Raw genomic sequence first — 26288 nt, 5'->3', positions numbered from 1 at the left:
CTATAGGACAGTACGGGTTAACATATGGGGGTGAGCGTACATGCGTGGAGTACGGCTGCGCGACCTGGCGCTCGCGGCCGTAATGGCGGCGCTGATCGGTGCCGTTGCGCCGGTGCGGCTCTTTCTGCCCGGGCTCTCGGTGCCGGTCACGCTGCAGGTGCTGGTGGTCCTGCTGGCCGGCGCCCTGCTGCGCCCGGCGTGGGGAGCGGCGGCGATGGGGCTTTACCTGCTGCTCGGGGCCGCGGGGCTGCCCGTCTTCGCCGGCGGCACCGGGGGGCTGCAGGTGCTGGCCGGGCCGACGGCGGGTTACCTGTGGAGTTACCCGCTGGCGGCGGCGCTGGTGGGGGTGCTGACGCCGGCGCCCGGCGGCGGTTCCGCCCGGCGGAGCGACCTGCCAAGGCTTGCCGGTGCGATGCTGGCCGGGCTGGGCGTGATCTACCTTGGCGGCGCCGGATGGGCCTGGCTGGTCGGAGGGAAAGGGCTCACGGCGGTGCTGACCGGGTGGGTGCTGCCCTTCGTGCCCTTCGACCTCGCAAAAGTGGCCGCGGCGACAGTGGCGGCCACGGCCGTGCGACGGGCCCTGGCTCGGGCGGGGCTGTTGGCGGTGTGACCACGGGGCCCCCGACGGCCTGAACCTGGGCCTGGCCCGCGGTTTCCCAAGAAGACGGCCAGAAAGATGGCACCCACCGGTAACCTTTCCGGTGGGTGTTCCGTTGTAAAGAGTGCAACCGCACTTCTTCTACGTATGGAGGGTTATCAGCGGTGAAGAGAGCGACCAAGGTGATTGCGGCCGTTGCCATGGCGGTGGCCTGCTCGGTGGGCATTGCCTCCGCCGCCACGCACCCGGTGCCCGAGAACCTGCCGGAGGTGTCCCTGCAGAACACCACGGGAGTGGACCTGCCGGGGGACACGGCGGCCCTGGAAGCGGCCATCGCGGCCCCCGGGCCGGTGCGGTACAAGATTCTGGTCATAGACAGCACGGAAGGGGAGGACCGCACCGCCTACCTGGACCGGGTGGCGGCGGAGTGGGGGGTGCCGGGGCCTGATACGCTGTACCTGATCATCTACACCGAAGACAACTACGACATCCGCTTCTACATGGGCGCCAACTTCCGCGCCGCCGGGGTCGACGTGGACGAGATGCTCACCCTGGTGCGCACCCACTACCTGGACGGCAAGCGGGAAGGCGACGTGGCCGGCGCGCTGGCGGACCTCGTCGAGGCGGTGAACCGGCGCATGGGAGCCGAGGCGGCGGCGGAGCCGAGCGGCGGCTGATCGCCTACACCGTCTTGCTCACCGAGTCGTTTCCCAATCTTGGATCTCGACAAACCTCCTCGTTGCACAGGGCTGGCGGACTGGCGCTCCCCGCGCACGCTGGCGGCAGTGCGCCTCGCCGGCAGGGCGTGCTCGCTCCGCCGCACTTCTGCCTGCCTCCGGCGGTCGCGGAACCGGGGCCAGGGCGCGCCTTCGCGCGCCCCGCCCTGTTGCAGCGATGACAAGCCCCCTCATGAGCGGTGACGGGGACGGCGCCTTCGGACGCGAGTCTGAAGGCGCCTCGCCGTTGGCTGGGTGCGCTTCCTGCTTCACCGAAACCCGGCCAGGTGGTAGACTGGGTGCTGTGGGTTTACCACCTGGAGGGACCAGACGTGAACGCAAAAGCCCGACTCCGTGTCCTCTTCAGTGCCTATCCCCGCATGCTCTGGTTCCTGTCCATCGGCAGTTTCCTCAACTCCACCGGCACGTCGTTCATCTGGCCGCTCACCACCGTATACATTCATGAGCACCTGGGCCGGTCGATGACCGTGGCGGGGACCGTCCTCTTACTGCACTCTGGCGGCGCCATGCTCGGCCAGCTGGTCGGGGGCTGGTTCCACGACCGGGTCGGGCCCCGGCCTGTGATGCTGACGGGCCTGCTGGGCGCCACAGCGGCGACGGCCATGCTGGGCCTGACCGCGTCATGGCCCGCGTACGTGGCCTGCATGATCGTCTATGGCTTCATGGCGTCGCTGCCGCTGCCGCCGGTGAACGCGCTGCTTTCCCGCACCTGGCCCGGCCACGGCCGCCAGGCGTTTAACTTCAACTACGTTGCGAGCAACCTCGGCGTGGCCGCCGGAACGGCGCTGGGCGGGTTCCTGGCCGACCGGTCCTTCTCCCTCGCCTTCGGGGGTGCGTCGGTCCTGTTCCTGCTCTACGCCCTGTTTGCCGCGGCGTTCATCCGGGAGGAGCACCTGGTCACCGAGGCGGAGGAGGGCAGCGGTGTGCGCCGGCCGGCGTCCGAGCCGGAGGGGCCGGTCCCCTGGCCGCCCATCGCCATGCTGTTCGTGGCCTTCCTCTGCCTGACGATCGTATACAGCCAGTGGCAGACCGGCAACTCGATCCGGACGCAGCAGCTGGGATTCGGCCTCTCTGCCTTCTCGGTGCTCTGGACCCTGAACGGGCTGCTCATCTTCTTTGGCCAGCCCGTCGTCGCCCTCGTCATGCGGCTGCTCCCGAAGGCACCCGCCCAGATGGTGCTGGGCACCGTGCTCTACGCCCTCGCCTTCGGCGTGCTGCTCACCTCCGACCGGTACGCCATCTTCGTCACTTCGATGGTGCTCCTCACCTTCGGCGAGATGCTGATCATGCCGGTCTTCCCCGCCACCGTCGCCCGCCTCTCGCCGCCCGCCATGCGGGGGCGGTTGCAGGGGATCATCCTGAGCGGGCAGACCATCGGTCGCATGCTGGGCCCGCTGCTGGGCGGCATGCTCTTCGACGCGGCGGGGTACAACACGCAGATCAGCGTGATGACGTCCGGGCTGGTGCTGCCGCTCGCCCTGATCCTCGTTTTCGCCCGCACCCGCTGGGCGGCTGAAGCGGCAAGGGACGAATATTAGGCGACAAGGGCAAAGAACTGGGGCTCTCCTCGCAGCAAATCACACTGTGGGGAGAGCCCCGGCTTTGTGCGCCTGGCCCTTACGCGTTGAGGGACGGTGTGGCAGAGTTGCCCGTGTCGTTGCCGAGACTTTGTTAAGCGTGTTTGCGGAAGGTTGGATCCAGGGACAACTATCTGAAAGTGCTATGGGGGAACCGATAGTTTGAACGAACCGACTATTGATCATGCATATCGCTGCGATAGAATGCGAGATGAGAGCGTTCTCACATGAGCGGCGCAGATCCCAGCCACAGAGCCTTCCACAGTCGCACTCCTGAGAACGCTATCATACCCGACAGGGCGTGCGTAGCAAGAGCGAATCGCGTCCTCCCCGGTGGAAGCACGAGTGATAACGATTTCACATCAAGGGAGCAACGCAGGAAGCGCCAACCTTAGGTAGAAGCCTAAGTGAGAACGTTATCACAGCGTGGGGGTTACCGACGTGAGAGTGACGATTCGAGACGTTGCCAAGCTCGCCGGGTGCTCGCAGGCCACCGCGGCGCGGGTGCTCGGGGGCTACAGCTACGCTTCCGAGGAGACGCGGCGGAAGGTTCTGGCCGCCGCAGAAGCTCTGGGCTACCGTCCCAACCGCCTGGCGCGCAGCATGGTGACCGGCCGTACACAGACTATCGGGCTGGTGGTCGGCGAGATTGACAACCCGTTCTTTGCGGCCCTGGCCAGGGCCGTGATCGAGACGGTGCGGGAGCACGGCTACACGGTGCTCCTGGCCAACAGCGACGAGAACCTGCGCGTGGAAGAGGACGTGCTCACGGTCATGAAGGAACAGCGGGTGGACGGCTGCGTGATCGCACCGGTTTCCAGCCGGAAGACCTCGCTGGACGAGCTCCTGCGGTCCGATATGCCAGTGGTCCTCGTGGACCGCGGTCTGGCCGGTGCCGAGGTGGACACCGTGCTCATCGAGAACGAGGAGGGCGCCTGCCAGGCCGTGTCGCACCTGATCCAGCACGGCCACACCCGCATCGCCGTCATCCACGGCGACCTGGACCGGTCCAGCAACGAGGAGCGCCTCCGGGGCTACCGGCGGGCCTTCGCCGAAGCGGGCCTGCCCATCGACGAGTCGCTGGTCCGGCCGGCGTACGAAATCGAAGACGCGTACCGGGTCGTGTCCGAACTGCTCCGGGAGCCGGACAGGCCCACCGCTCTCTTCACGGCTCACAACCATGCCAGCCTCGGCGCTGTGCATGCCATCCGCGAGGCCGGCCTGTCGGTTCCGGAAGACATCGCAGTCGTGGGCTTCGACGACACCGATTGGGCGACACTCGTGAAACCGCAACTGACCGCAGTGGCGCAGCCGGTGTACGAGATGGGCCGAACCGCTGCAGAACTCCTGCTGCGGCGCATGGAGGGAGACCAGCGGCCGCCCGTCCGGGTTCGAATCGCCAGCCGCCTGATGATCCGGGGATCGTGCGGCGACCACCCGGACCACGAAACCGCCCCGTAACTGACCGCCTTTGGTCTTGGCGTTCCGCCGGGACCAGATGACCCATAGGGTCCGGACCCGCAGACATTGCCAAAGGGAAAGGAGCGTCACCACCATGGCCACCGACTTCGACCGGAACGAGTTCCTCGCCAACCTTGAAACCGCCGTCAGAGAGAAAGGTCGCTACGCCGATCTCGCAGCCAGGATTGCCCGGGAAAAGGGTATCAACCGCCTGTACCTGATCGGCTGCGGAGCACCCAACCGGCAGATGGGGGCCGTCAAGTACCTGGTGGAAAGCGTGGCCCGGAAGCTGGAGGTCCATCTCTACTTCCCGGCGGAGTTCGTCGAGCAGAACCCACCCAAGATCGACGAGCACACCCTCGTGATTCTGGGCTCCCACTCCGGCACCACCCCTGAGGTCGTGCGGGCGGCCAAGTTCCTGCAAGGGAAGCCCTGCACGGTGATGGGCATCACCCAGAAGGCTGACTCCCCGCTGGCCCAGAACGTGGAGTATCCGGTGCTGTACGGCGAGAGCAAGAGCGGCTACTTCGCCATGTACATCCTGCTGCAGGCGCTGGTAGGCGCCGTCCTGAAGGAGATCGAGGGTTGGGCCGACCACGACGAGGTCATGGCGTCGCTGGACGCGTTCCCGGCGGCCCTGGCCGACGCCATTGAGCAGTCTGAGGCCCGGGTCACCGAGGAGGCCCGCCTGTACAAGGACGACAAGCTGTTCTTCGTCATCGGCTCGGGGCCCTGCTTCAGCACCGCGTACGTGTACGGCGTCTGCATCCTGACCGAGATGCAGTGGCTGACCGGCATTCCGGTGGAGGCCGCCGAGTGGTTCCACGGCCCCTTCGAGCTGTTCGACGAGAAACTGCCCGCCATCATCGTCCTGGGCGAGGATGCCAGCCGTCCGCTGGCCGAGCGGGTGGTGCGTTTCTGCAAGCGGTACTCCGAGCGGTTGATGATTTACGACTCGAAGGACTTCGAGATGAAGGGCGTGGCCCCGGTCGCCCGTCCACTGTTCGCCCCGTTTATCCTGTCGGCGGCCCTGGATCGGCAGGCCGAGCATCTCGCCGTGTGGCACAACCATCCGCTGAGCACCCGTCGCTACATGTGGAAGACGGAGTACTGACATGGTTAGCGTAATCGGCGTTGGTGACAACACGGTCGACCGCTACTTGCACCTCGGCACCATGTTCCCCGGGGGAAACGCGGTCAACGTGGCGGTGCTGGCCCGCCGGCACGGCGCCAAGGCCAGTTACGTCGGCTGGTTCGGCAACGACGAGGCGGGGCGGCTCTTGCAGACCGCCCTGCGGCAGGAGGGGGTGGATATTTCCCGATGCCGGGTGGTGGACGGCCCCAACGCGCAGTCCAGCGTCACGCTGGTGAACGGAGACCGGGTGTTCGGCCCGTCCAGCCCGGGCGTGACCAACCAGATCTGCCTCGAGGAGGCCGACCTGGACTTCATCCGGCAGCACGACCTGACCCATACGAGCATCTACAGCTACATCGAGCCTCAGCTGGCACAACTGAGAAAGGCGGCCCCAAAACTCTCCTTCGATTTCTCCAACCACTGGAAGCTCGACTATGTGCGCGAAGTGGCCCCGTACGTTGACATTGCATTCCTTTCGACTTCCGACTACTCAAGGGCTGACACGGTGGCTCTGATGCGCTGGATCGCCTCGCTCGGCCCCTCGCTGGTGGTGGCCACGCGGGGGAGCGAGGGCTCCCTGGCCTTCGATGGCGAGCGCATCTATGAGCAGGGCATCGTGCCTACCCAGGTTGTCGACACGCTGGGTGCGGGCGATTCATTCGCAGCACGCCTCATCGTGGAGCTTCTCTCCGGCTCAACGCTGGAACACGCCATGGCGATGGCTGCTGTTTCTGCAGCACAGACCTGTACCTATTACGGTGCCTTCGGCTACGGTCACCCCATTACACCGCCCGGTTCATGAACGCAGACCGCTAGGGGGGTCAGGCATGCGAGTTCCGAAGGGTATCCGTTGGTTCGCCGTTGGACTGTTGTCCCTTGCCCTGTTGGCCGGTTGTAGCGGTGGGAGCGGCAGCGGCTCGAAGGCCGGCGAAACGATCACACTCCGCTTCTTCCACAAGTGGCCCGAGCCGGACCACATGGCGTACTACAACGCCGTGATTCAGAAGTGGGAGAAAGAACACCCGAACATCAAGATCGAGATGGAAGCCGTATCGGACGAGGCCTACAAGGACAAGATCCGCGTTCTGATGGCGGGCAACAACGTACCTGACATCTACTTCTCCTGGGCGGGTGAGTTCGCCTGGAAGTTCGCCCGGGCGGGACAGGCCCTCGACCTGACCGACGCCTTCATGAACTCCGACTGGAAGGACGCGGTGGTCAACAGCGCGGTGCAGCCCTATGTCTGGGACGGGAAGGTCTACGGCATCCCCATGCGCATCAACGGCAAGTTCATGGTGTACAACAAGAAGGTCTTCAACGACCTGGGGCTGCAGCCGCCGAAGACCTGGGACGAGTTCCTCGAGGTCTGCGAGACGATCAAGCAGGCGGGAATCGTGCCCATCGCGTTCGGCAACGAGTTCCCCTGGGCGGCCTCCCACTACGTCGGTGACCTTAACGCGAAGCTGGTGCCGCCCGAGGTCCGCCAGGCCGACTACCTGCTCGAAGCCGACCCCGAAACCCTGTTCACCGACCCGGGCTACGTGGAGGCCCTACGCCGCTTCAAGGAGCTGAACGACAAGGGCTACTTCAACGAGGGCCCGAACGCCATCGGTCATGACATGGCCCGCTCCAACTTCCTGGTTGGTAACACGGCCATGATCTACGTCGAGCTGGAGGAGTTCGTCACCGTCCACGAGGAGATGGGCGACGAGAACGTCGGGTTCTTCAGGTTGCCGAGCAACCCCGGTGACCGGGGTGATCCCAACGTCCTCACCGGCGCGCCGGACGGGTTCATGATCTACTCCAAGACCCCGCATCCGGAAGAGGCGATCGCCTTCCTGAAGTTCCTCGTCAGCGAGGAGAACGGCAAGGAATACGTGCGCCAGCTGGGCATCCCGAGCGCCGCAGTTGGCGCCGTGACGGAGGAGACCTCCTTCCCGCTGCTGGAGGCCGGCCTCCAGGAGGTCGACAAGGCGAGCGGTATGGCCCTCTGGCTGGACACCGACATCAACATCAAGGTGATCGAGGTCTACCTCCCCGGGTTGCAGGCCGTGCTCACGGGCAGCAAGACCCCCGAGCAGGTGATGCAGGAGGTACGGGACCAGGCCCTTAAGGTCCAGCAAGAGTTGAAGGCTGGGTCGTAACGACGTAGCCGCAACGCGGGTGCCGGGCTGCCTGCCTGAGGTGGGCAGTCCGGCGCACCCGACACTTGAGCGGGGGGCGATCACCCTATGGTACGTCGGTGGTTCACCGGCCGCACGATCATACCGCTGCTGTTTCTTGCGCCGGCGATCATCGCGCTTCTCATCTTTGTATACCTACCCGTGGTAGAAAATTTCTACTACAGCCTGTTCCGGTGGAGCGCCATCGACCCCACGTTACGTTTCGTCGGCCTCGAGAACTACAGGCGTCTTCTCAGCGACCCGATCGTCCTGCGCAGCGTCATCAACAACGTCCTGTACGCGGTGATCTCGGTCGCCTTCCAGGTCTACCTGGCTCTGGTTCTGGCGGCCATCCTCGAGTCGGGTGTCATCTCGCGCCGGTTGGCGGCCTTCTTTCGTTCGGCGCTGTTCCTCCCCTCGGTGCTGGCGATCACCGTCATCGGCGTGACCTGGAAGTTGATGTACAGCCCGGAGATCGGTGTCATCAACCAGGTGCTGCGGGCGATTGGGCTCGGGTCCCTGGCCCGGCCTTGGCTGGGCCTTGAGAACACCGCCATCTACGCCATCATCGGGGTCTCGCAGTGGCAGTGGACCGGCTACATGATGATCCTGTTCATTGTGGCCATCCAGGCGATTCCCCGGGAGTTGTTCGAGTCAGCCACTATCGACGGGGCCAACCGGATTCAGCAGTTCTTCCACATCACCGTGCCCTCCGTGCGGGAGACGACCCTCGTCAACCTGGCGGTCACGGTCATCGGCGCCTTCAAGGTGTTCGACATCGTCTGGGTGATGACGGGCGGCGGTCCGAATCACGCCAGCGAGGTGCTGGGGAACTACATGTACCGCGTGGGCTTCCGGAACGATGAGATGGGCTACGCTTCCGCGGTGGCGGCGCTGATCTTCGTGATCACCTTCATCCTGACGTTCATCCAGCTTCGGATCGGTCGTACCGGGAAGGAGGCCTGACCCATGAGCAGCATCAGAGAGCGTGCCCGTGAGCCCCTTTCCGAGAAGACCACCCGAGTTCTGGTGATCGTACTGTTCTCGATCCTCGTCGTGATCGCGATCTACCCCATCATCTGGCTCGTGATCAACTCGTTCAAGAGCAACGTCGAGCTGTTCACCAACTCGATGGGGCTGCCGAAGACGCTCCGATGGGCGAACTACGAACGGGCGTGGCGGTTCGGCATCGCCCGCTACATGGTGAACAGCGTCGTGGTCACCGCCGCAACCACCTTCCTGGTGGCGCTGCTCAGCACGATGGCCGCTTACGCCTTGTCCCGCTTCCGCTTCCGCGGCCAGGGGATTCTGCTTTACATCGTTCTCGGTGGCCTGATGCTGGCTCCGGAGGTCAGTCTGATCCCCCTGTTCCGGATCCTCGTGGTGCTGCGCATTTACAACACCTATTTTGCGATGATTCTGCCGATCATGGCGTTCGGCATTCCCTTCACCACGTTCCTGATTCGGGCCTACATGTTGGGGCTCCCCAAGGACTTCGAGGAGGCCGCGGTGATCGACGGCGCCAACGCGCTGGGGATCTTCCGGCATGTCATCGTGCCCCTGAGCCGGCCGATCATCGCCTCGGCCGCCCTGCTGCAGGCGATGCACGTGTGGAACGAGTTCATGTTCAGCCTCACCTTCATCGAGTCGGACCGCCTGAAGACCCTCCCGATCGGGATCATGGCCTTCTCCAGCACGCTGGATACGAACTGGCCGGTGGTCATCGCCGGACTGGTGATGACGGCTGTCCCGATGATTGTGCTCTTCCTGCTCACCCAGCGGGCGTTTATCCGCGGTCTCACCGCCGGCGGAGTCAAGGGGTAAGCCCGGGCCCGTCGCAAGGCAGGGATGGCCCATAGGGGAGGGCTACCGCCGGGTCAAGATGGAAGGTGGCAACGAGGGATGGTGGTACACCCTTGAATGATGCGCCTTGGACGTTGGCTCATCCCACCGGGCCGGCGCGCTGGTGACGCTGATGTCCAGTTCAAGGGGGGTGGTGCATTTACTGTCGGGTCTGTGACACTTCTTGGAGGGACCATTATGTACCCGCCGACGCGGCTGACGTCCGTTCTCGGTACGTACCCGCGCATGCTCTGGGTTCTGGCTTTCTGCAGTGTCTGCGACATGTGTTCCTCGGCCTTCATCTGGCCGTTCGTCACCGTGTATGTCCACGAACACCTGGGCCAGTCGCTCACCATGGCCGGCGTCGTCATGCTGCTGCACTGCGCCGGCGCCATCCTCGGCCAGCTGATCGGCGGCTGGCTCTATGACCTCGTTGGCGCCCGCCCCGTCATGCTGTTCGGCCTCAGCGTCGCGGCCGTGTCTACGGGCGCGCTCGGCTTCACCCACTCCTGGTCGGTCTACGTGGCGTGCATGGTGTTGTACGGCATCTCGGCTGCGATGGCCGTACCGCCGGTGAACGCCATGCTGGCCCGCTGCTGGCCCGGCCACGCCCGCAGGGCGTTCAACTTCAACTATGTCGTCAGCAACCTGGGCTTTGCGCTCGGGAGCGCCGTGGCCGGGGCGCTGGCCGACCGCTCGTTTTCCTTTGCCTATCTGGGTGCAGGGGCGATTTTCATCGTCTGCGCGCTGTTTACCGCGGCCTTCATCCGCGAGGAGCACGCCGGACCGGCCGAAAATCCGGGAACGGCGGGCTCCCGGCCCGGTGCGCCCCCGGAGGAGCCCGTGCCCTGGTTCCCCATGGTCGCCCTGTTCGTGGCCGCGGTGGGCGTGGTGCTGGTCTTCAACCAGTGGCAGGTCGGCAACTCGGTTCGGATGGAGGCACTGGGCTACCCGATTTCGTGGTATTCGGCCCTCTGGACGCTGAACGGCCTGGTGATCTTCGCTGGACAGCCGGTCGCTCGTGCCATCGCCCGGCGCGTGCGCGGCGCCACCGGTCAGATGGCAGTGGGCATTCTGCTCTACGCCGCTGCCTTCGGGGTGCTGTTCACCTCGACACGGTATGGGATCTTCGTCTGCTCGATGATCCTGCTCACCCTCGGCGAGATCCTGCTCATGCCGACCCTCCCGGCCGTGGTGGCCCGTTTGGCGCCGCCGTCCCGGTCTGGCACCTTCCAGGGGTTCATCCTCACCGGGTCGACCATCGGCCGCATGTTCGGGCCGTTGCTGGGGGGCATGCTGCATGACGCCGCGGGCTACCGCGTCCAGATGGGGGTCATGACCTCCGTGCTGGTGGTTCCGCTCCTGGCGGTGCTGGCCTGCGCCCGCTACCTCCGAGACCGGTCGGTGGAGGTGTGACCGCTGGCTCACAGTGACAGTAAGGGCCCCCCGCCCGACTGAGCGGGGGGCCTTTCGGCGCGCCTCGCCTGCCGCTTCAGTACGCCCAGCCCTGCTCCAGGAACTCCAGGCTCTTCACCACCAGACGCCCGTCCTCGGCCGCGCCGACCACGGCCCGGCCAATCCAGTAGAAGCCGCCCTCGTACTCCTGAACGGAGGCCAGGAACTCAAAGGAGCCATCGGGGTTGGGTGGTCCGGGTTCGACCGTGGGGCCGTACTCCGTCTCCACCCGCTTCCCCACCCGGACCGGGGAAGGGGCGTACCGGACCTTACCCACGTCCACCGCCATGAAGGCGTCCCGCACCGCCGGGTCGGGGACGTACTGCTCGACCATGTCCGTGAGGCCGTACCACCGGGCCAGGAAGAGATCGGTCATCAGGTCCGCCGCCGTGGTGGGATACGGACCCGGCGTCACCCGCTCTTCGACCTTTGTGGCCTCGTAGGGGAAGACGCCCTCCTCCACACGCTCAACGACGTACCGGGAGACGAAGGTGTAGCCGCTCAGGCTGCCCGAGATCTCCACGGTGCCGTCGGGCAGGATTGCGTAGTCCATGCCGAAAGCCAGGTCTGTCTTGGGGTGCCAGCCCCACGGGGAGACGAACCGGTCGCCCTCCATCCACTCGAATCGCATGCTGTGCCAGCCGTCCGGGCTGCCCGTGTGGGTGACCACCACCGGGTTCGCGAGTCCGGGGATGGTGACGAGGTCCACCCGCCGCTGGACGTCATCAGGCATCCAGTCCTGCTGCACCTGCAGACGGTTGCCGCGGGCGTCCAGGATCAGCACCCAGGAGTTGTGCCACGCGCCCAGCTGGCCGATGATCGCCTCGGTCTCGCCGTCGCCGTTCAGGTCGACCTCCTTCACCGGGAAGCCGGCCTCCGCCGCCTGGCGGAGCTGCTCGCTCCGGAAGTCCGCCAGGGTCACACGCTCGACGGGAGCGGCCTCATCGGTGGGCCAGGGTTCTGCCCCGGCCAGCATCGCCTCACGGGAAGGGGGCTCCAAGGGCTGCTGCGGCTGCCGCCTCTTGACGAAGGAGTCTGCGGGGCTGGCGAAGTTGTCCGCCCGCGCCTCCTGGACGCCCGTCGTGTCGCCCAACCAGTCCTCGGTGGCCGGGCCGGGGGCGAAGAGGTAGACCGTCTGCTCCTGCCGGTTCAACACCGTGAGCTGCCAGCAGATCTCGTAAGTCGGCCCGAGGGGGGACAGGCAGTCGGGCACCGCCTGGAGGTTGAACCAGACGTCGGCGTCGCCGCTCCGCTGCTTCCAGGCAAGGCCGTCTTCCGGCTCGGCGGGCAGGTAGAGGAGCAGCCCCGGCCCCTTTGGATCGCGCCGGAAGATGCCCTGGTCGGTGATGAACCAGGTGACCCACGGCTCGCCGTTGTATGCGGCGATGAGCCGGGCGCCGTCCCGGACGTAACCCTCCAGGGCCACGCTGCCGTCCGAGAGGCTGAAGCGGTGCTGCGCGCCGTCGCCGGGGAGCAACAAAACTACCGGCGGGTCCACCTCGGCCGGCTGCAGGATCAGGGGTGCGGCGGACGTGCCCGACTGGGCGTCACCGGGCGCGGTGCCCTGCTCTTCGCCGGAAGGTTGGCCACTGGGTTGGGCCGGTTCCTGTACGCCGGTCGGCGGGGACTCTGGAGCAGTTGGGGCGCCGCTGCAGGCTGAAAGCAAGAGCGTCGCCAGGACCAGAAGTGCCAGGGATGTGCGCTTCATGTGCTTTCCCCCATGATGAATCTGAACCCATCTCTCTTTCCGGTTCACTAATCTGACTGCTTTCGCGGCGCTCGGGTTCCCTTCGGCACCGTGGAAAAGGGCCCTTTGCTCGGCGCAGCAGAAGGCCCACGAGACCGCTCCGGTGCACACAAGATTCCCCGCCCGGCCGAGCGGGCGATGAAGTGCTCAACAACCGCCGGTGACGCCGCACCACTGCGTGACCTCCCGCACAGCGCCCACCACCAGCAGGAGGGCGGCCAGCGCGAGCAGGAGGAAATGCCGGGAGGTGAGGGGCGTCGGTGCGATGCGCTCTGCCTTGCCCAGCCAGTGCCCGCGCTGATGGCGCGGATGGCTGTGGTTTTCGCCTGTGCCCTGTTTCTGGCGGCACCGCAAGCGGCTGATGCTCACGATGAACGTGGTCAACGGCCTGCTGATGGCCGGCGCTGCACTCCTCGCGGGGCTGGGCCTGTTGGACGTGTGGATGGTCGTGCTGGCCGCCGGGCTCACGGGCATCACCGACGCGGTGCACAACTCCGCCTTCGACACTTCGTACGCCATGCTGGTCCCCGACGAGCAGCTGCCCCGGGCCAACGGGATGATGGAGACCATCTGGTCGCTGTCGGGGGTGCTGTCGCCGGCCCTGGCGGCCTCGATCATCGCCCTGCCCGCGCTGGCCCGCGCCGGCGCGCTGCCGCCGGCCCTCGGGAGCGTCCTGGGCCGGCTGGAGAACGGGGTCCCCCTGGCCTTTGGGCTCGATGCTGCCTCGTTCCTCCTGGCCGCCACCGTCCTGGCCCTCCTGCACATCCCCTCGCCCCGGGACGCGCAGCCGCTGCCGAACCCGGTGGCCGCGCCGGGAGCTCAACCTGCGCGGGGGGCCGGAGCCGGGCCGCTGGCAGCAGTCGCCTCGCTCTGGGCCGACGTCCGCTTCGGCGCGGATTACATCCGCCGCCGTCCGCCTCTCACCTGGGCCCGCTGGGCCAGGTGCTGGCCGGATGGCTGGCCGCCCGGGTGGCCCCGGGCGTGGACCTTGCGCTGCTGGGCGCCGTGATCGTGATGGTGACGGGAGCGCAGTTCTTCAACCGGCACGTCATGCGGGTGGAGGATAGGGCGTATGTGGAGCGCCTGGCGGGAGGAACTCTGTAACCAGCGGTGCGCGCCGGACTTCTCCGGCACCCGGCCGGGGCTGGCGCCGTCGACCCCGCACAGGCCCGGGCGCGGGGGGCCGGAACGCCACGAACTCCAGGGGCCGCCGGCCGGCCCAGGAGGCGAACTGGAGCGTTCGCAGCCATTTCGGAAAACAGGTGTTGACATCCGGGCCGAACCCGTGCTAATGTCTGTGTCAAACCGATCGTCTTCACGGCGATGAACGGGGAGAGTACCCAGACCGATCCGTCTCAGCGAGCCGGCGGTGGTGCGAGGTCCGGTACGGAGGAGTCTGGCGAATGGTCCCGGGAGCCTGTCGGCCGAACGTGCGCCCCAGGGGGCGCATCAGTAGGCGGGCCGGTGGCTTCCGCCGTTACCGGGTAGAGGGTATGATGGTACCTGCGAAGAGCGCGCCTGCATTGCAGGCGAATGAGGGTGGCACCGCGTAGGCTGACACAGGCCTTCGTCCCTTGGACAGGGACGAAGGCCTGTTTTCGTTCTGTTCGGCCGCGCCGGCCCCCGCAAAGGCCCTTCACCGAAGGAGCGTGAACTCGATGGTCCACCCCAGTCTGGGGACGTACCTCAGCCTGGCCAGGGAGTACAACCTGATCCCCGTCCACCGTGAGATCCTGGCCGATCTGGAGACGCCGATCTCCGTCTTCATGAAGCTCTGCCTCGACGAGGCCGGCGCCTTCCTCTTCGAGTCCGTCGAGGGCGGCGAGCACGTGGCCCGCTACTCCTTCCTGGGCTGCCGGCCCCTCTTTACCCTGACGCACAAGGCCGGGGTGAGCCGGCTCCTCATGGGGGAGGAGGCCGCGGAGTACCGCACGGCGGGCGCCCTGCCGGAACAGGGCGAGGAGCTGGAGGGCGACCCCCTCGGCCACCTGCGGCAGGTGATGCGGCGCTTCGCCGTCTACCAGCCGCAGGGGCTGCCCCGGTTCGCCGGCGGGCCGGTGGGCTACCTGGCCTACGACGCGGTGCGGGCGTACGAACACCTGCCCGGCGGGCCGCCCGACGACCTGAACCTGCCCGATGCGCTCTTCATGGCGCCGGAGCTGGTGGTGGTCTTCGACCACCTGAAGCACCGGCTGCTGCTCATCGCCAACACCCTGCCGGGGGGCGAGCCCGAGGTGGCCTACCGCCGGGCGCAGGCCCTGCTCGACCGGGCGGTGGAGCGGCTGCGGGGTCCGGTGCCGCTGCCGCCGGGCCTCCCGTGGACCAGGCCCCGACCCCTGGAAGTGCGGGCCTGCCAGACGCAGGCGGAGTTTGAGGCGGCGGTGGAGCGGGCGCAGGCCTACATCCGGAAGGGCGACGCCTTCCAGGTGGTGCTCTCGCAGCGGTGGGAGACCCGGGTGCGCAGCCGGCCGCTGGACATCTACCGGGCCCTCCGGATGCTCAACCCCAGCCCCTACATGTTCTACCTGGGCTTCGGCGACCTGAAGGTGATCGGCGCCTCGCCGGAGTTGCTGGTGCGGGTGGAGGACGGGGTGGCCACCACCCGGCCCATCGCCGGAACCCGGCCCCGGGGCGCCACCGAGGCGGAGGACCGGCGGCTGGAGGAGGAGCTCCTGGCGGACGAGAAGGAGCGGGCCGAGCACGTGATGCTGGTGGACCTGGGCCGCAACGACCTCGGCCGGGTCTGCGCCTACGGCACGGTGCAGGTGCACCGGCTGATGCAGGTGGAGCGGTATTCGCACGTGATGCACCTGGTGAGCGACATCCGGGGCGAGGTGGCCGCTGATAAGGACGTCTTTGATGTGCTGGCCGCCTGCTTCCCGGCCGGGACGCTCAGCGGGGCGCCGAAGGTGCGGGCCCTGGAGATCATCGACGAACTGGAGCCCGTGCGGCGGGGGATCTACGGCGGGGCGGTCGGCTACTTCTCGTGGCGCGGCGCGATGGATACCTGCATCGCCATCCGGACGATGGTGATGAAGGGCGACCGGGTCTTCATCCAGGCCGGCGCAGGCATCGTGGCCGACTCGGACCCGGCGGCGGAGTACGCCGAGTCCCGCAACAAGGCCCGGGCCCTGATCCGGGCCCTGGAAATGGCGGAGGAGGGGTTCTGATGATCGTGGTGATCGACAACTACGACTCGTTCACCTACAACCTGGTTCAGTACCTGGGCGAGCTGGGGGCGGCCGTGGCCGTCTTCCGGAACGACCACGTCACCGTGGACCAGGTGGCCGCCCTGGAGCCCGAGGCGGTGGTCATCGGCCCCGGCCCCTGCACCCCGAACGAGGCGGGGATCTCGATGGAGCTGATCCGCCGATTGGGGCCTACCACGCCGATCCTGGGCGTCTGCCTGGGCCACCAGGCCATCGGCCAGGCCTACGGCGGGCGGGTGCTGGCGGCGCCGCGGGTGATGCACGGCAAGACCAGCCGCATCCGCCACACCGGCACCGGCCTCTTCGCCGGACTGCCGAACCCTTTCACGGCCGGCCGGTACCACTCCCTCGTGGTCGACCGGGAGACCTTGCCCGCCGACCTCGAGGTGACGGCCGAGACCGAGGACGGACTGGTGATGGCTGTTCAGCACCGGGTCCACCCGGTGTACGGGGTGCAGTTCCACCCAGAGTCGATTCTCACCGAAGGCGGCCGTGCGCTGCTCCGGAACTTCCTCCGGCTGGTGCAGCCGGCGGCGGCATGAGAAGGGAGGGCGATCTGCCGTGGAGATGGACATGAAGGCGCTGCTCCGGCTGGTGGCCGAGGGCAATGATCTCACCGAGGCCCAGGCCGAGGCGGCCATGACGCTCATGATGAACGGCGAGGCCACCCCCGCCCAGGTGGCGGCGTTCCTGATGGCCCTGCGCATCAAGGGGGAGACGGTGGCCGAGATCACCGGCGCGGCCCGGGTGATGCGGGACCGGGCGACCCGGATCTACCACAGCCGCCCGCTGGCGGTAGACACCTGCGGCACCGGCGGTGACGGCTCTCACTCGTTCAACATCTCCACCACCGCGGCTTTCGTGGTGGCCGGGGCGGGGGTGGCGGTCGCCAAGCACGGCAACCGGGCGGCCACCTCGCTGACGGGATCGGCCGACGTGCTGGAGGCGCTGGGGGTGAACCTGGACCTGACGCCGGCCCAGGTGGGCCGGTGCATCGACGAGGTGGGCATCGGCTTCCTCTACGCCCCGGCGCTGCACACCAGCATGAAGCACGTGGCCCCGGTGCGGCGGGAGATCGGTCTGCGCAACATCTTCAACCTGCTGGGCCCGCTCACCAACCCGGCGATGGCCCAGGCACAGCTGATGGGGGTCTACGACGGCAACCTCACCGAGCCGCTGGCCCGGGTGCTGGGGAACCTGGGCGTGCGCCACGCGCTGGTGGTGCACGGCACCGACGGCATGGACGAGATCTCGATTTCGGCCCCGACGGTGGTCTCGGAGCTCCGGGACGGCTTCGTGCAGACGTACCGGGTGGTGCCGGAGGACGCGGGGCTCCGCCGGGCGCCCCGGGAGTATATCCGGGGCGGCACGAAGGAGGAGAACGCCCGCATCACGCTGGCGGTGCTCTCGGGCGAGCCGGGGCCGAGGCGGGACGTGGTGCTGCTGAACGCCGCCGCGGCGTTGCTGGCCGCCGACCGGGTGCGGACGCTTCGGGAGGGCGTGGAGCTGGCGGCGGAGTCGATCGACTCGGGCGCGGCCTTGCGGACGCTGGAGCGCCTCCGGGAGCTGTCGCACCGGCTGCGGGCGGAGTCGGCGTGATCCTGGGATAGCCCCGGGCAGGGGGCTCGCCGCCCCGCTGCCCCGGGGGACCGAGCCAGGCTATGGCGGGGTCAGTCGCAGCAGCGTCACCTCCGGCGGGCAGTAGAAGCGGATCGGCAGGTGGGCGGTTCCGACGCCCCGGGTGGTGTAGACCTGGCAGTGCCTCGCCTGGTAGAGCCCGGTGTGGTACTTGCTGCCCCCCTCGGGCAGGAAAATCGGGCCGATGAGCGGCAGGCAGACCTGCCCGCCGTGGCTGTGGCCGCTGATCACCAGCGCCACCTGGTGCTCGGGACGGACCAGGATGTCGGCGTAGTCGGGCTCGTGGCAGAGCAGGATCCGGACGGCATCCGGGGGTGCGCCGGCCAGGGCCCGGTTTACGTCGGGCCGGCCGAGGCGGGGTTCGTCCACGCCGCCGATCCAGAGGCCGTCGGCCACCAGCACGCCCCGGTTCTCCAGCAGCGTCACGTTGGTGAGGGCGCGCCGGATCTGGCCGTCGTAGTAGTCCCAGTTGCCCAGCACGGCGAGGGCCCCCTTCACCGGCTCCAGGCACCAGTTGGCCTCCCGGACGTGCTTGTGGCTGCCGATGAAGTCTCCCACCGCCACCACCAGGTCCGGCTGCCGGTTGGCCAGCTGCTCCGCCACCTGCCGCACCCACTCCGCCGGGGTGGTCGGGCCCACGTGGAGGTCGCTCAGCACGCCGATGGTGTAGCCCTCCAGATGGCGGGGCAGGCCGGGGATGGCGATGGTGCGCTCCTCGAACCGGACCCGGCGGGTCTCCACAAACCGGCTGTACCCGGCGAGCCCCAGGGCGAGGCCCAGGGCCGAGACCGCAGCCCTGAGCAGAAAGCGTCGACGGTTCAATGAACGGCTCCCTCCTCTGGACAGGGCTTCCCAAGGGCAGACTAGTCGTTTGACGAAACAGGATGAATCGGAGTTGTCTCTGGCATGCCAATCGTGTAAGTTGACCCCGAGTGAATGTGCAAAGGAGTGGTAATCCCCATGAGCACCAAGCCGATCAAGACCGTCTTCTCCGGCATGCAGCCCACCAGCGGGGTCACGCTGGGCAACTACCTGGGGGCCATGCGCAACTTCGTGAAGCTGCAGCACGAGGCCCAGTGCTTCTTCTGCGTGGTCGACCTGCACGCCCTGACCATCCCCAAGGATCCCGTCGAGCTGCGAAAGAACACGCTGGACATGGCCCGGCTCTATGTGGCGGCGGGCATCGACCCGGAGGTGGCCACCATTTTCGTCCAGTCCCACGTCTCGGCCCACGCCGAGATGGGCTGGCTGATGGAGGTCAGCTGCTACTACGGCGAGCTGCAGCGCATGACGCAGTTCAAGGACAAGGCCTCCCGGGCCGAGGTGGTGACCACCGGGCTCTTCACCTACCCGGCCCTGATGGCGGCCGACATCCTGCTCTACGACACGACCCACGTGCCCGTGGGCGACGACCAGAAGCAGCACCTGGAGCTGGCCCGCGACATCGCCATCCGTCTGAACAACCGGTTCGGGCGGGAAGTGGTGGTGGTGCCGGAGCCCTACATCCCGCCGCGGGAGGCGGGCGGCCGGATCATGTCGCTGCAGAACCCCACCCAGAAGATGTCCAAGTCTGACCCCGATGAATCGGGCACGATCTTCATGCTGGACGAACCGGACGTGATCCGCAAGAAGATCCGCCGGGCCGTCACCGACTCGGAGAGCGAGGTGCGCTACGACCCCGAGAACAAGCCGGGCGTCTCGAACCTGATGGTCATCCTCTCGCTGTGCACCGGCATGTCGCTGGACGAGATCGCAGGCCGCTACACCGGCTATGGCCAGTTCAAGAAGGACGTGGCCGAGGCGGTGGTGGCGACCCTCGAGCCGATCCAGAAGCGGTATAAGGAACTGTGCGAGCCGGGCGTGATCGAGGAGATCCTGGAGAAGGGCGCCCAGCGGGCCGAGGCCGTCTCGACGCCGGTGCTGCGCCGGGTCCAGGACGCCCTGGGGCTGCTGCCCCGGAAGCGGGCATGATCCTGGCAGAGATCCTGGCGACCAAGGAGGCGGAGGTGGCGGCGGCCCGGCGGTCCCGACCGCTGGCGGACGTGATTGCCGCTGCCCGCCAGGCCCCGCCGCCGCGGGGGTTCCGCCGGGCGCTGGAAGGGCCGGTCACGGGGGCCACGGGTGCCGCCCCGGCGGACGCACAGTCGGGGAACGAGGGACTGGCGGATGCCACTGGGTCCGTGGGTACCGGGCCGGGCGGGGCGCCGCCCGTGCAGGTGATCGCCGAGGTGAAGCGGGCGAGCCCCTCCAGGGGCCTGATCCGGCCCGACTTCGAGCCGGTCGCCATCGCCCGGGCTTACGCCGAGGGCGGCGCCGCCTGCCTCTCGGTGCTCACGGATGAGCGATACTTCCAGGGATCCCTCAGCTACCTCACCGCCATCCGGCAGGCCGTGGCATTGCCCCTGCTCCGCAAGGACTTCCTCATCGACGACTACCAGGTCTACGAGGCCCGGGCGGCGGGGGCGGACGCCATCCTCCTCATCGTGGCCGCCTTCCACGGCCAGTGCGCCGGCACCCGCACGCCGGCCGACCTGCGCCGACTGGCCGCGTTGGCGGCCGATCTGGGCATGGACGTGCTGGTGGAGGTTCACACGGAGGGGGAACTGGCCCTGGCGGTGGAGTCGGGGGCTCCGCTCATCGGCATCAACAACCGGGACCTGCGCACCTTCCACACCACGTTGGAGGTGACCGAGCGGCTGGGCCCCCGGGTGCCCCGGGACCGCCTGCTGGTGAGCGAGTCGGGCATCTGGACGCACGATGACCTGCGCCGGGTGGCGGCCGCAGGGGCCAGGGCCGTGCTGGTGGGCGAGTCGCTGATGCGCCAGCCCGACGTGGCCGCCGCCCTGCGGGCCCTGCGGGGCGTCGCCTGAAGCGGTCCCTGCGTGTCACCGTCCCACAGACCGTCCACATATGCCCCGAGTCCCGGGGCGGCGCTGTCCGAGCGCCCTGCCCGGCCCCGCGAGGGGCCGCGGAGAACCGGGCGACGCCCCATCGGGGCGCCCGAAACCGTACCGAACGACGAAAGGAGCGAACGCCGCATGTGGGTGAAGATCTGCGGCTTGCAGTTCATGAAGGATGCCGTCGCCGCCGTGGAGGCCGGGGCCGACGCCCTGGGCTTCGTCTTCGCCCCCAGCCGGCGGCAGGTGACGCCCGAACGGGTTGAGGCGCTCATCAGCGGGCTGCCGCCCGAGACGGTGACGGTGGGCGTCTTCGTCGACGCCCCGCTGGAGGAGATCCGCCGGGCGGTCTACCTGGCAGGGCTGAAGGCCGTGCAGCTGCACGGCTCCGAGCCGCCCGAGATGATCGAACAGATCGGCCTGCCGGTGATCAAGGCCTTCCGCATCAAGGGGCCGGACGACCTGGCCCGGCTGCCCGCCTACCGGCAGGCGGCGGGGCTGCTGCTGGATTCTTACGTGGAGGGCCAGCCCGGTGGGACCGGCCGGACCCTCGACTGGACGCTCGTCCGCTGGGCGGCCCGGACGCTGGAGGAGGCCGGTGTCCCGCTGGCGGGTCCCGACGAGCCGCTCACCCCCGGTCGGCCCCGGCTGATCCTGGCCGGGGGACTCACGCCCCAGAACGTGGCCGAGGCAATCGCCCAGGCGCAGCCCGGCGGGGTGGACGTCTCCAGCGGCGTGGAGACCGGCGGGGTGAAGGACATCGACAAGATCTACGCCTTCGTGGCGGCGGCGAAGGGGGCGGTCCGATGAGTCACGCCTTGCCCGACGCGCGGGGCCACTTCGGCCCCTTCGGCGGCCGGTACGTGCCCGAGACCGTCATGGCCGCCTGCATCGAACTCGAAGAAGCGTACAACCGCTACAAGAAGGATCCCGTCTTCCTGGAGGAACTCGAGTACTACCGCCGGCAGTACATCGGCCGGCCCACACCCCTCTATTATGCAGCCCGGCTCACGGCGTACGCCGGCGGGGCGCGCATCTACCTCAAGCGGGAGGACATGAACCACACCGGGGCCCACAAGATCAACAACGCCATGGGGCAGGCGCTGCTCGCCAGGCGCATGGGCAAGAAGCGCGTCATCGCCGAGACCGGCGCCGGCCAGCACGGCGTGGCCACCGCCACGGTGGCGGCCCTGTTCGGCCTGGAGTGCGACGTTCACATGGGCGAGGTGGACGTGGCCCGCCAGGCGCTGAACGTCTTCCGCATGCGGATGCTCGGCGCCCGGGTCATCCCCACCCGGTCCGGCTCCCGCACCCTGAAAGACGCCACCAACGAGGCGATCCGCGACTGGGTGACCAACGTGGAGACCACGCACTACATCATCGGCTCCGCGGTGGGTCCCCACCCCTACCCGATGATCGTGCGGGACTTCCAGTCCGTGATCGGCCAGGAGACCATGAGCCAGATCCGGGAGTTCGAGGGGCGGCTGCCCGACGCCGTCGTGGCCTGCGTGGGCGGCGGCTCCAACGCCATCGGCATCTTCCATCCCTTCATCCCCTACCCCGAAGTGCGGCTGGTGGGGGTGGAGGCCGGCGGGCTGGGCCTCGCCAGCGGCAAGCACGGAGCCACCCTCTCCGGCGGCGGCGAGGAGGGCGTCTTCCACGGCGCCCGGGAGTACCTGCTGCAGGACGAGTACGGCCAGGTGCGGGAGGCCCACTCGATTTCGGCCGGGCTCGACTACCCCGGGGTGGGGCCGGAGCACTGCTACCTCCGCGACACCGGCCGGGCGGAGTACGTGGCCGTCACGGACGAGCAGGCCCTGGAGGCGATGCAGCTGCTCGCCCGGACGGAGGGGATCATCCCCGCCCTCGAGTCGAGCCACGCCGTCTACCAGGGCGTGAAGATGGCCGCCGAGATGGGCCGGGACCAGGTCCTCGTCATCAACCTGTCGGGCCGGGGCGACAAGGACATGGCCGAGGTCTCCCGCATCCTGGGAGGTGAGGCGCCGTGACCCGCACCGCCGAGCGCTTTGCGGCCCTGCGCAGCCGGGGCGAGAAGGGACTGATCGCCTACATCGCCGCCGGCGATCCTTCCCTGGCCACCACGCGCCGGCTGGTGCACGCCCTGGCGGAGGCCGGCGTCGACCTGGTGGAGCTGGGCCTGCCGTTTTCCGACCCGCTGGCGGATGGTCCGGTCATCCAAGCCGCCAGTCAACGGGCCCTGGCCGCCGGGGCCAACACCGACAACGTGCTGGAGCTGGTGGCGACGCTGCGGTCGGACGGTCTGCAGCTGCCCCTCCTGATCATGACCTACTACAACCTGGTGCTCCGCCCGGGGGTGGAGAACTTTTGCCGGCGGGCCGCAGAGGCCGGGGTAGACGGGCTCATCCTTCCCGACGTGCCGCCGGAGGAAGGGGACGAAGTTCAGGCGGCCACCCGGGCGGCCGGGCTGGACCTGGTCCAGTTCGTCGCCCCCACCTCGCCGCCGGACCGCATCCGCCGGGCGGCCGAACTGGCCCGGGGCTTCATCTACGCCGTCTCCGTCACCGGCGTCACGGGGGCGCGGGACGCCCTACCGCCGCAGGTGACGTCGCTCGTGCGGTCGGTGAAGGCCGTGACCGACACGCCGGTGGCGGTGGGCTTCGGGATCTCCCGGCCCGAGCACGTGCGCCAGGTGACGGCGGTGGCCGACGCGGCCATCGTGGGCTCCGCCTTCGTGCGCTACTGCGGCGAGGGGCTGCCCGAGCCGGAGCTGATCCGGCGGGTGACGGTGCTGGCCGAGGAGCTGAAGGCGGCGACGCGGTAGCCCCGGCAACTGGTGGCCGTGTGCGCGGCCGGAATCTGGCTCGTCAGAATTCCCTTGTGCATGCTTGACGACTCTGGATTTCCCGTGTAGAATCAACTTCAATATCGTAAAGCGATGAGCGGGAGAAGTAGACCCAAGGCCGGAGAGCCGCAGAGAGCCAGCGGTTGGTGCAAGCTGGCGCCGAAGGCGGGTTCGAATACACCCGTGAGCGCAGGCTGAACGACTCGTCCGGGGGCCCTCACCGGGTCCGGCGGGTTCAGGGCGAGTTCAGTAGGTACGCCGGCACGCCCCCGTTACCAAGGGCGGAGGGGATGTCTGTCCCCGAGAATGAGTGGGCTCGCGCCTGCGGGCCAAGCAGGGTGGTACCACGAAAGCCTTTCGGCTTCCGTCCCTACACGGGATGGAAGCCGTTTTTATTTCCCGTGAAACCAGTCGAAAGGGCGAGGTGTTGAGCGGTGATCATCGTCATGCGGAAGGGCGCCACGGAGGCACAGGTGAACGACATCGTCGAACGAGTTCGTGCGGCGGGGTTCGGCGTGCACCTCTCCCGGGGGGAAGAGCGCACGATCATCGGGGCGATCGGCGGCGACCGGCGGGTCCTGGCCGACCTGAACCTCGAGGCCCGGCCCGGGGTGGAGCGGGTGACCCCGATCTCGAAGCCCTACAAGTTGGCTTCGCGGGACTTCCATCCGGAGGACACGGTGATTCGCGTCGGCGGGGCCGCAGTGGGGGGCGGCGACTTCTGGGTCGTGGCCGGGCCCTGCTCCGTGGAGGGCAGGGACCTGCTGCTGGAGGCGGCCCGCCTGGTGCGGGACGGCGGTGCGCACGCCCTGCGGGCCGGCGCCTTCAAGCCGCGGACCAGTCCGTACTCGTTCCAGGGCCTCGGCGAGGAGGGCCTGAAGTACCTGGCCGAGGCGAGGGCGATCACGGGCCTGCCCATCGTCACCGAGGTGATGGACACCCGCGACGTGGAGCTCGTGGCCGAGTACGCCGACGTGCTGCAGATCGGCACCCGCAACATGCAGAACTTCAGCCTGCTCCGGGAGGTGGGCCGGACCCACAAGCCCGTCCTGCTGAAGCGGGGCATGTCGGCCACCATCGAAGAGTGGCTGATGGCCGCCGAGTACGTTATGAGTGAAGGCAACCACCAGGTGATCCTCTGCGAGCGGGGCGTGCGGACCTTCGAGACGGCCACCCGTAACACCCTGGACCTCTCTGCCGTGGTCGTGGCCAAGGCGCTCACGCACCTGCCGGTGGTGGTCGACCCCAGCCACGGCGTGGGCAAGCGTGACTTCGTGGTCGCCCTGGCCCGGGCCGCCGCAGCCGTGGGTGCAGACGGCGTCCTGGTGGAGGTGCACCCGCGTCCGGACGAGGCCAAGTCTGACGCCGCCCAGACCATCGGCCCCGCCGCGTACCACCAGATGATGCACGAGGTGGCCGCCATCGTCCAGGTGCTGGGTCGGCGGCTGCGGGCGCCTGCGTGGGTCCATGTGTAGCGGATTCGGCACAGTCGTCATCTGGGGCGTCGGACTGATCGGCGGCTCCATCGGCATGGCCCTGCGCCAGCGGGGCCTGGCCGACGAGGTGATCGGCATCGGGCGGGCCGGGAGTGCGGGTGTCCCCGAGGCGGTGCGGCTCGGGGCGGTGGACCGCATGGTCACCGACCCCGCCGCCGCCCTGGCCCGGGCCGACCTGGTCATCCTGGCCACGCCCGTCCAGGCGATGATCGACCTGGCGCCCCAGGCCGCGCCGTTCCTGCGCCCGGGGAGCATCGTGACCGATGTGGCCTCGGTCAAGGCGGCGGTGGTGGCGGCGTGGGAGAGGCACCTGCCCGACGGCGTCGCCTTCGTGGGTGGCCACCCGATGTTCGGGCGGGAGCGCTCGGGCGTGGCCAACGCCTCGGCGGACCTGATCCCCGGCTGCCGCTGGGTGCTGACGCCGGGGGAGCGGGCGGCTGTTATGCCGGTGGGGCTGGGGCGAGAAGCCGGTACGTGGGTCGGTACGCAGCCGGGTAGTCCGGGGCGGGAGCGCGGAGCCCGGGCTGGCGCTCCGTGCGACTCGAGGCGGGAACCGGGGCTGTCCGTGGGCGGTACGCATTCGGATGGGGTTTCGGCTGGGACAGGCGCACGCCCACTCGCTCCGGCGGTGAACGCCCTGGAGCGCGTGCGGGACCTCGTGCTGGCCCTCGGCGCCGAGCCGGTGGTCATGAGTCCGGAACAGCACGACTTCCGCGTGGCCGGCGCCTCCCACTTACCGCAGTTGGTGGCGACGGCCCTGGCCATGTCCGCGCTGCGGTTCGACGAGGCGCACCCCGGGACGCTGGCGCTGGCCGGCGGCGGGTTCCGTGACACCACCCGCATCGCCGACAGTCCCGCCGGCCTCTGGCACGAGATCTGGGCCCACAACCGGCCCGCGCTTCAGGAGGCGGTGGGAGCCTTCCGGGCGGCGCTGGCGGAACTGGAGGAGGCGATTGCGGCGGGCGATGCCGGGGCGCTGGCAGCGCTCTTCGAGCAGGCCCACACGGCCCGGCGGCGGGCGCGGGGGCGAGCGGCCTCTGGTGCAGGCGTCGCTGCTCCGCAGAGCGGCCGGTGAATGGGTGTAGTAGAGAGGCGTGGGGGTATGCGCTCGCCGCGATGCTCCGACCTCGTGGAGCTTCCATGTGCACAGCGCCGGGGGCAGCAACCCGTACTGGCATGAGGCCAGGGTCGGGCGGGTACGTGCCTCGCCATTCTGGAAGCGGACCGTTAGGGCATGAAGTGCCAGATTTTCGTAGGTCCCGAGCAGGCGGACTACGAAAATCTGGCAGAACGCAGTAGCGAGCTGCACCCTGCGCCGCCATGAGGGGGCAAAAAGTCCGCCGTTGCGCAAGAACATGCATGCCGGCCTCCGGCTGGTATGTGCCTTGCCATGGTGGAAGCGGACAGTTCGGGCATGAAGTGCTAGATTTTCGTACGCCCCGAGCAGGCGGCTTGCGAAAATCTGGCAGAACGGAGCAAGGCGCCGCGCCTTGAGCCGCCATGAGGGGGC

25 protein-coding genes are annotated in these 26288 nt (G+C 68.4%); 22 read left to right on the top strand and 3 right to left on the bottom strand.

Annotated elements, in window-relative coordinates; translation table 11 throughout:
- Positions 1 to 40: 40 nt before the first annotated feature.
- The 10 genes from AB2385_RS13890 to AB2385_RS13845 all read left to right on the top strand — a co-directional run bounded on the left by AB2385_RS13890 (position 41) and on the right by AB2385_RS13845 (position 10928).
- The gene (locus tag AB2385_RS13890) at positions 41 to 610 is read left to right on the top strand and encodes a biotin transporter BioY (protein ID WP_367655609.1); all 570 of its coding nucleotides are present in this window, start codon (positions 41 to 43) and stop codon (positions 608 to 610) included.
- A gap of 152 nt (positions 611 to 762) precedes the next feature.
- Entirely contained in the window at positions 763 to 1275 is a 513-nt protein-coding gene (locus AB2385_RS13885; RefSeq protein WP_367655608.1) for a hypothetical protein, read from the top strand.
- Positions 1276 to 1646: 371 nt separating this feature from the next.
- Positions 1647 to 2873, top strand: coding sequence for an MDR family MFS transporter (locus AB2385_RS13880; protein WP_367655607.1), 1227 nt, complete (start codon positions 1647 to 1649; stop codon positions 2871 to 2873).
- A 480-nt stretch (positions 2874 to 3353) separates the two neighbouring features.
- On the top strand, positions 3354 to 4373 hold the full coding sequence (locus AB2385_RS13875; RefSeq protein ID WP_367655606.1) for a LacI family DNA-binding transcriptional regulator: 1020 nt from the start codon (positions 3354 to 3356) through the stop codon (positions 4371 to 4373).
- Positions 4374 to 4467: 94 nt separating this feature from the next.
- Positions 4468 to 5487, top strand: a complete 1020-nt coding sequence (locus AB2385_RS13870; RefSeq protein ID WP_367655605.1) for an SIS domain-containing protein — start codon at positions 4468 to 4470, stop codon at positions 5485 to 5487.
- Between the two features lies 1 nt (position 5488).
- Entirely contained in the window at positions 5489 to 6310 is an 822-nt protein-coding gene (frlD, locus tag AB2385_RS13865) for a fructoselysine 6-kinase (RefSeq protein WP_367655604.1), read from the top strand.
- 25 nt (positions 6311 to 6335) lie between these two features.
- Positions 6336 to 7652: an ABC transporter substrate-binding protein gene (locus tag AB2385_RS13860; protein WP_367655603.1), complete on the top strand. Its 1317-nt coding sequence runs from the start codon at positions 6336 to 6338 to the stop codon at positions 7650 to 7652.
- An 87-nt stretch (positions 7653 to 7739) separates the two neighbouring features.
- On the top strand, positions 7740 to 8636 hold the full coding sequence (locus AB2385_RS13855; RefSeq protein ID WP_367655602.1) for a carbohydrate ABC transporter permease: 897 nt from the start codon (positions 7740 to 7742) through the stop codon (positions 8634 to 8636).
- Between the two features lie 3 nt (positions 8637 to 8639).
- Complete coding sequence (locus tag AB2385_RS13850) at positions 8640 to 9494, top strand: carbohydrate ABC transporter permease (RefSeq protein WP_367655601.1); 855 nt, start codon at positions 8640 to 8642, stop codon at positions 9492 to 9494.
- Positions 9495 to 9710: 216 nt separating this feature from the next.
- Positions 9711 to 10928, top strand: coding sequence for an MDR family MFS transporter (locus AB2385_RS13845; protein WP_367655600.1), 1218 nt, complete (start codon positions 9711 to 9713; stop codon positions 10926 to 10928).
- Between the two features lie 76 nt (positions 10929 to 11004).
- On the opposite strand, the gene AB2385_RS13840 is transcribed toward AB2385_RS13845, so the two are convergent.
- Together AB2385_RS13840 and AB2385_RS13835 are read right to left on the bottom strand one after the other, a co-directional pair.
- Positions 11005 to 12675: a hypothetical protein gene (locus tag AB2385_RS13840; protein WP_367655599.1), complete on the bottom strand. Its 1671-nt coding sequence runs from the start codon at positions 12673 to 12675 to the stop codon at positions 11005 to 11007.
- Between the two features lie 186 nt (positions 12676 to 12861).
- On the bottom strand, positions 12862 to 13098 hold the full coding sequence (locus AB2385_RS13835; protein ID WP_367655598.1) for a hypothetical protein: 237 nt from the start codon (positions 13096 to 13098) through the stop codon (positions 12862 to 12864).
- Between AB2385_RS13835 and AB2385_RS13830 the strand changes: the two genes are divergently transcribed.
- The 5 genes from AB2385_RS13830 (at position 13085) to trpD (ending at position 17522) form a co-directional block, all read left to right on the top strand.
- On the top strand, positions 13085 to 13723 hold the full coding sequence (locus AB2385_RS13830) for a hypothetical protein (protein WP_367655597.1): 639 nt from the start codon (positions 13085 to 13087) through the stop codon (positions 13721 to 13723). The genes AB2385_RS13835 and AB2385_RS13830 overlap by 14 nt on opposite strands.
- Complete coding sequence (locus tag AB2385_RS13825; RefSeq protein WP_367655596.1) at positions 13696 to 13818, top strand: hypothetical protein; 123 nt, start codon at positions 13696 to 13698, stop codon at positions 13816 to 13818. The genes AB2385_RS13830 and AB2385_RS13825 overlap by 28 nt, the downstream gene beginning before the upstream one ends.
- 554 nt (positions 13819 to 14372) lie before the next feature.
- Positions 14373 to 15884, top strand: a complete 1512-nt coding sequence (gene trpE / locus AB2385_RS13820) for an anthranilate synthase component I (protein WP_367655595.1) — start codon at positions 14373 to 14375, stop codon at positions 15882 to 15884.
- Entirely contained in the window at positions 15884 to 16465 is a 582-nt protein-coding gene (locus AB2385_RS13815) for an aminodeoxychorismate/anthranilate synthase component II (RefSeq protein ID WP_367655594.1), read from the top strand. The genes trpE and AB2385_RS13815 overlap by 1 nt, the downstream gene beginning before the upstream one ends.
- 25 nt (positions 16466 to 16490) lie before the next feature.
- Positions 16491 to 17522 (top strand): anthranilate phosphoribosyltransferase, encoded by a 1032-nt coding sequence (trpD, locus tag AB2385_RS13810; protein WP_367655610.1) that lies wholly within the window; start codon positions 16491 to 16493, stop codon positions 17520 to 17522.
- 60 nt (positions 17523 to 17582) lie between these two features.
- Here the strand turns inward: trpD and AB2385_RS13805 are convergent, their stop codons facing one another.
- Complete coding sequence (locus AB2385_RS13805; RefSeq protein WP_367655593.1) at positions 17583 to 18383, bottom strand: metallophosphoesterase; 801 nt, start codon at positions 18381 to 18383, stop codon at positions 17583 to 17585.
- Between the two features lie 138 nt (positions 18384 to 18521).
- Between AB2385_RS13805 and trpS the strand changes: the two genes are divergently transcribed.
- The 7 genes from trpS (at position 18522) to AB2385_RS13770 (ending at position 25853) form a co-directional block, all read left to right on the top strand.
- Positions 18522 to 19532, top strand: coding sequence for a tryptophan--tRNA ligase (trpS, locus tag AB2385_RS13800; protein ID WP_367655592.1), 1011 nt, complete (start codon positions 18522 to 18524; stop codon positions 19530 to 19532).
- On the top strand, positions 19529 to 20431 hold the full coding sequence (gene trpC / locus AB2385_RS13795) for an indole-3-glycerol phosphate synthase TrpC (protein WP_367655591.1): 903 nt from the start codon (positions 19529 to 19531) through the stop codon (positions 20429 to 20431). Before trpS ends, trpC begins: the two co-directional genes overlap by 4 nt.
- A gap of 168 nt (positions 20432 to 20599) precedes the next feature.
- The gene (locus tag AB2385_RS13790) at positions 20600 to 21268 is read left to right on the top strand and encodes an N-(5'-phosphoribosyl)anthranilate isomerase (RefSeq protein ID WP_367655590.1); all 669 of its coding nucleotides are present in this window, start codon (positions 20600 to 20602) and stop codon (positions 21266 to 21268) included.
- Positions 21265 to 22467 carry a tryptophan synthase subunit beta gene (gene trpB / locus AB2385_RS13785; protein WP_367655589.1) on the top strand — a complete coding sequence of 401 codons (1203 nt, stop codon included), beginning with the start codon at positions 21265 to 21267 and terminating at the stop codon, positions 22465 to 22467. Before AB2385_RS13790 ends, trpB begins: the two co-directional genes overlap by 4 nt.
- Positions 22464 to 23261: a tryptophan synthase subunit alpha gene (trpA, locus tag AB2385_RS13780; RefSeq protein WP_367655588.1), complete on the top strand. Its 798-nt coding sequence runs from the start codon at positions 22464 to 22466 to the stop codon at positions 23259 to 23261. Before trpB ends, trpA begins: the two co-directional genes overlap by 4 nt.
- Before the next feature lie 455 nt (positions 23262 to 23716).
- Complete coding sequence (gene aroF / locus AB2385_RS13775) at positions 23717 to 24757, top strand: 3-deoxy-7-phosphoheptulonate synthase (protein WP_367655587.1); 1041 nt, start codon at positions 23717 to 23719, stop codon at positions 24755 to 24757.
- A complete protein-coding gene (locus tag AB2385_RS13770) occupies positions 24750 to 25853 on the top strand; it encodes a prephenate dehydrogenase (protein WP_367655586.1) in 1104 nt (367 codons plus the stop codon). Before aroF ends, AB2385_RS13770 begins: the two co-directional genes overlap by 8 nt.
- The last annotated feature ends 435 nt before the right edge of the window (positions 25854 to 26288 follow it).

The sequence above is a fragment of the Symbiobacterium sp. genome (assembly GCF_040797425.1).
Classification (GTDB): domain Bacteria; phylum Bacillota; class Sulfobacillia; order Symbiobacteriales; family Symbiobacteriaceae; genus Symbiobacterium.
This window is presented reverse-complemented; position numbering and strand designations above follow the sequence as displayed.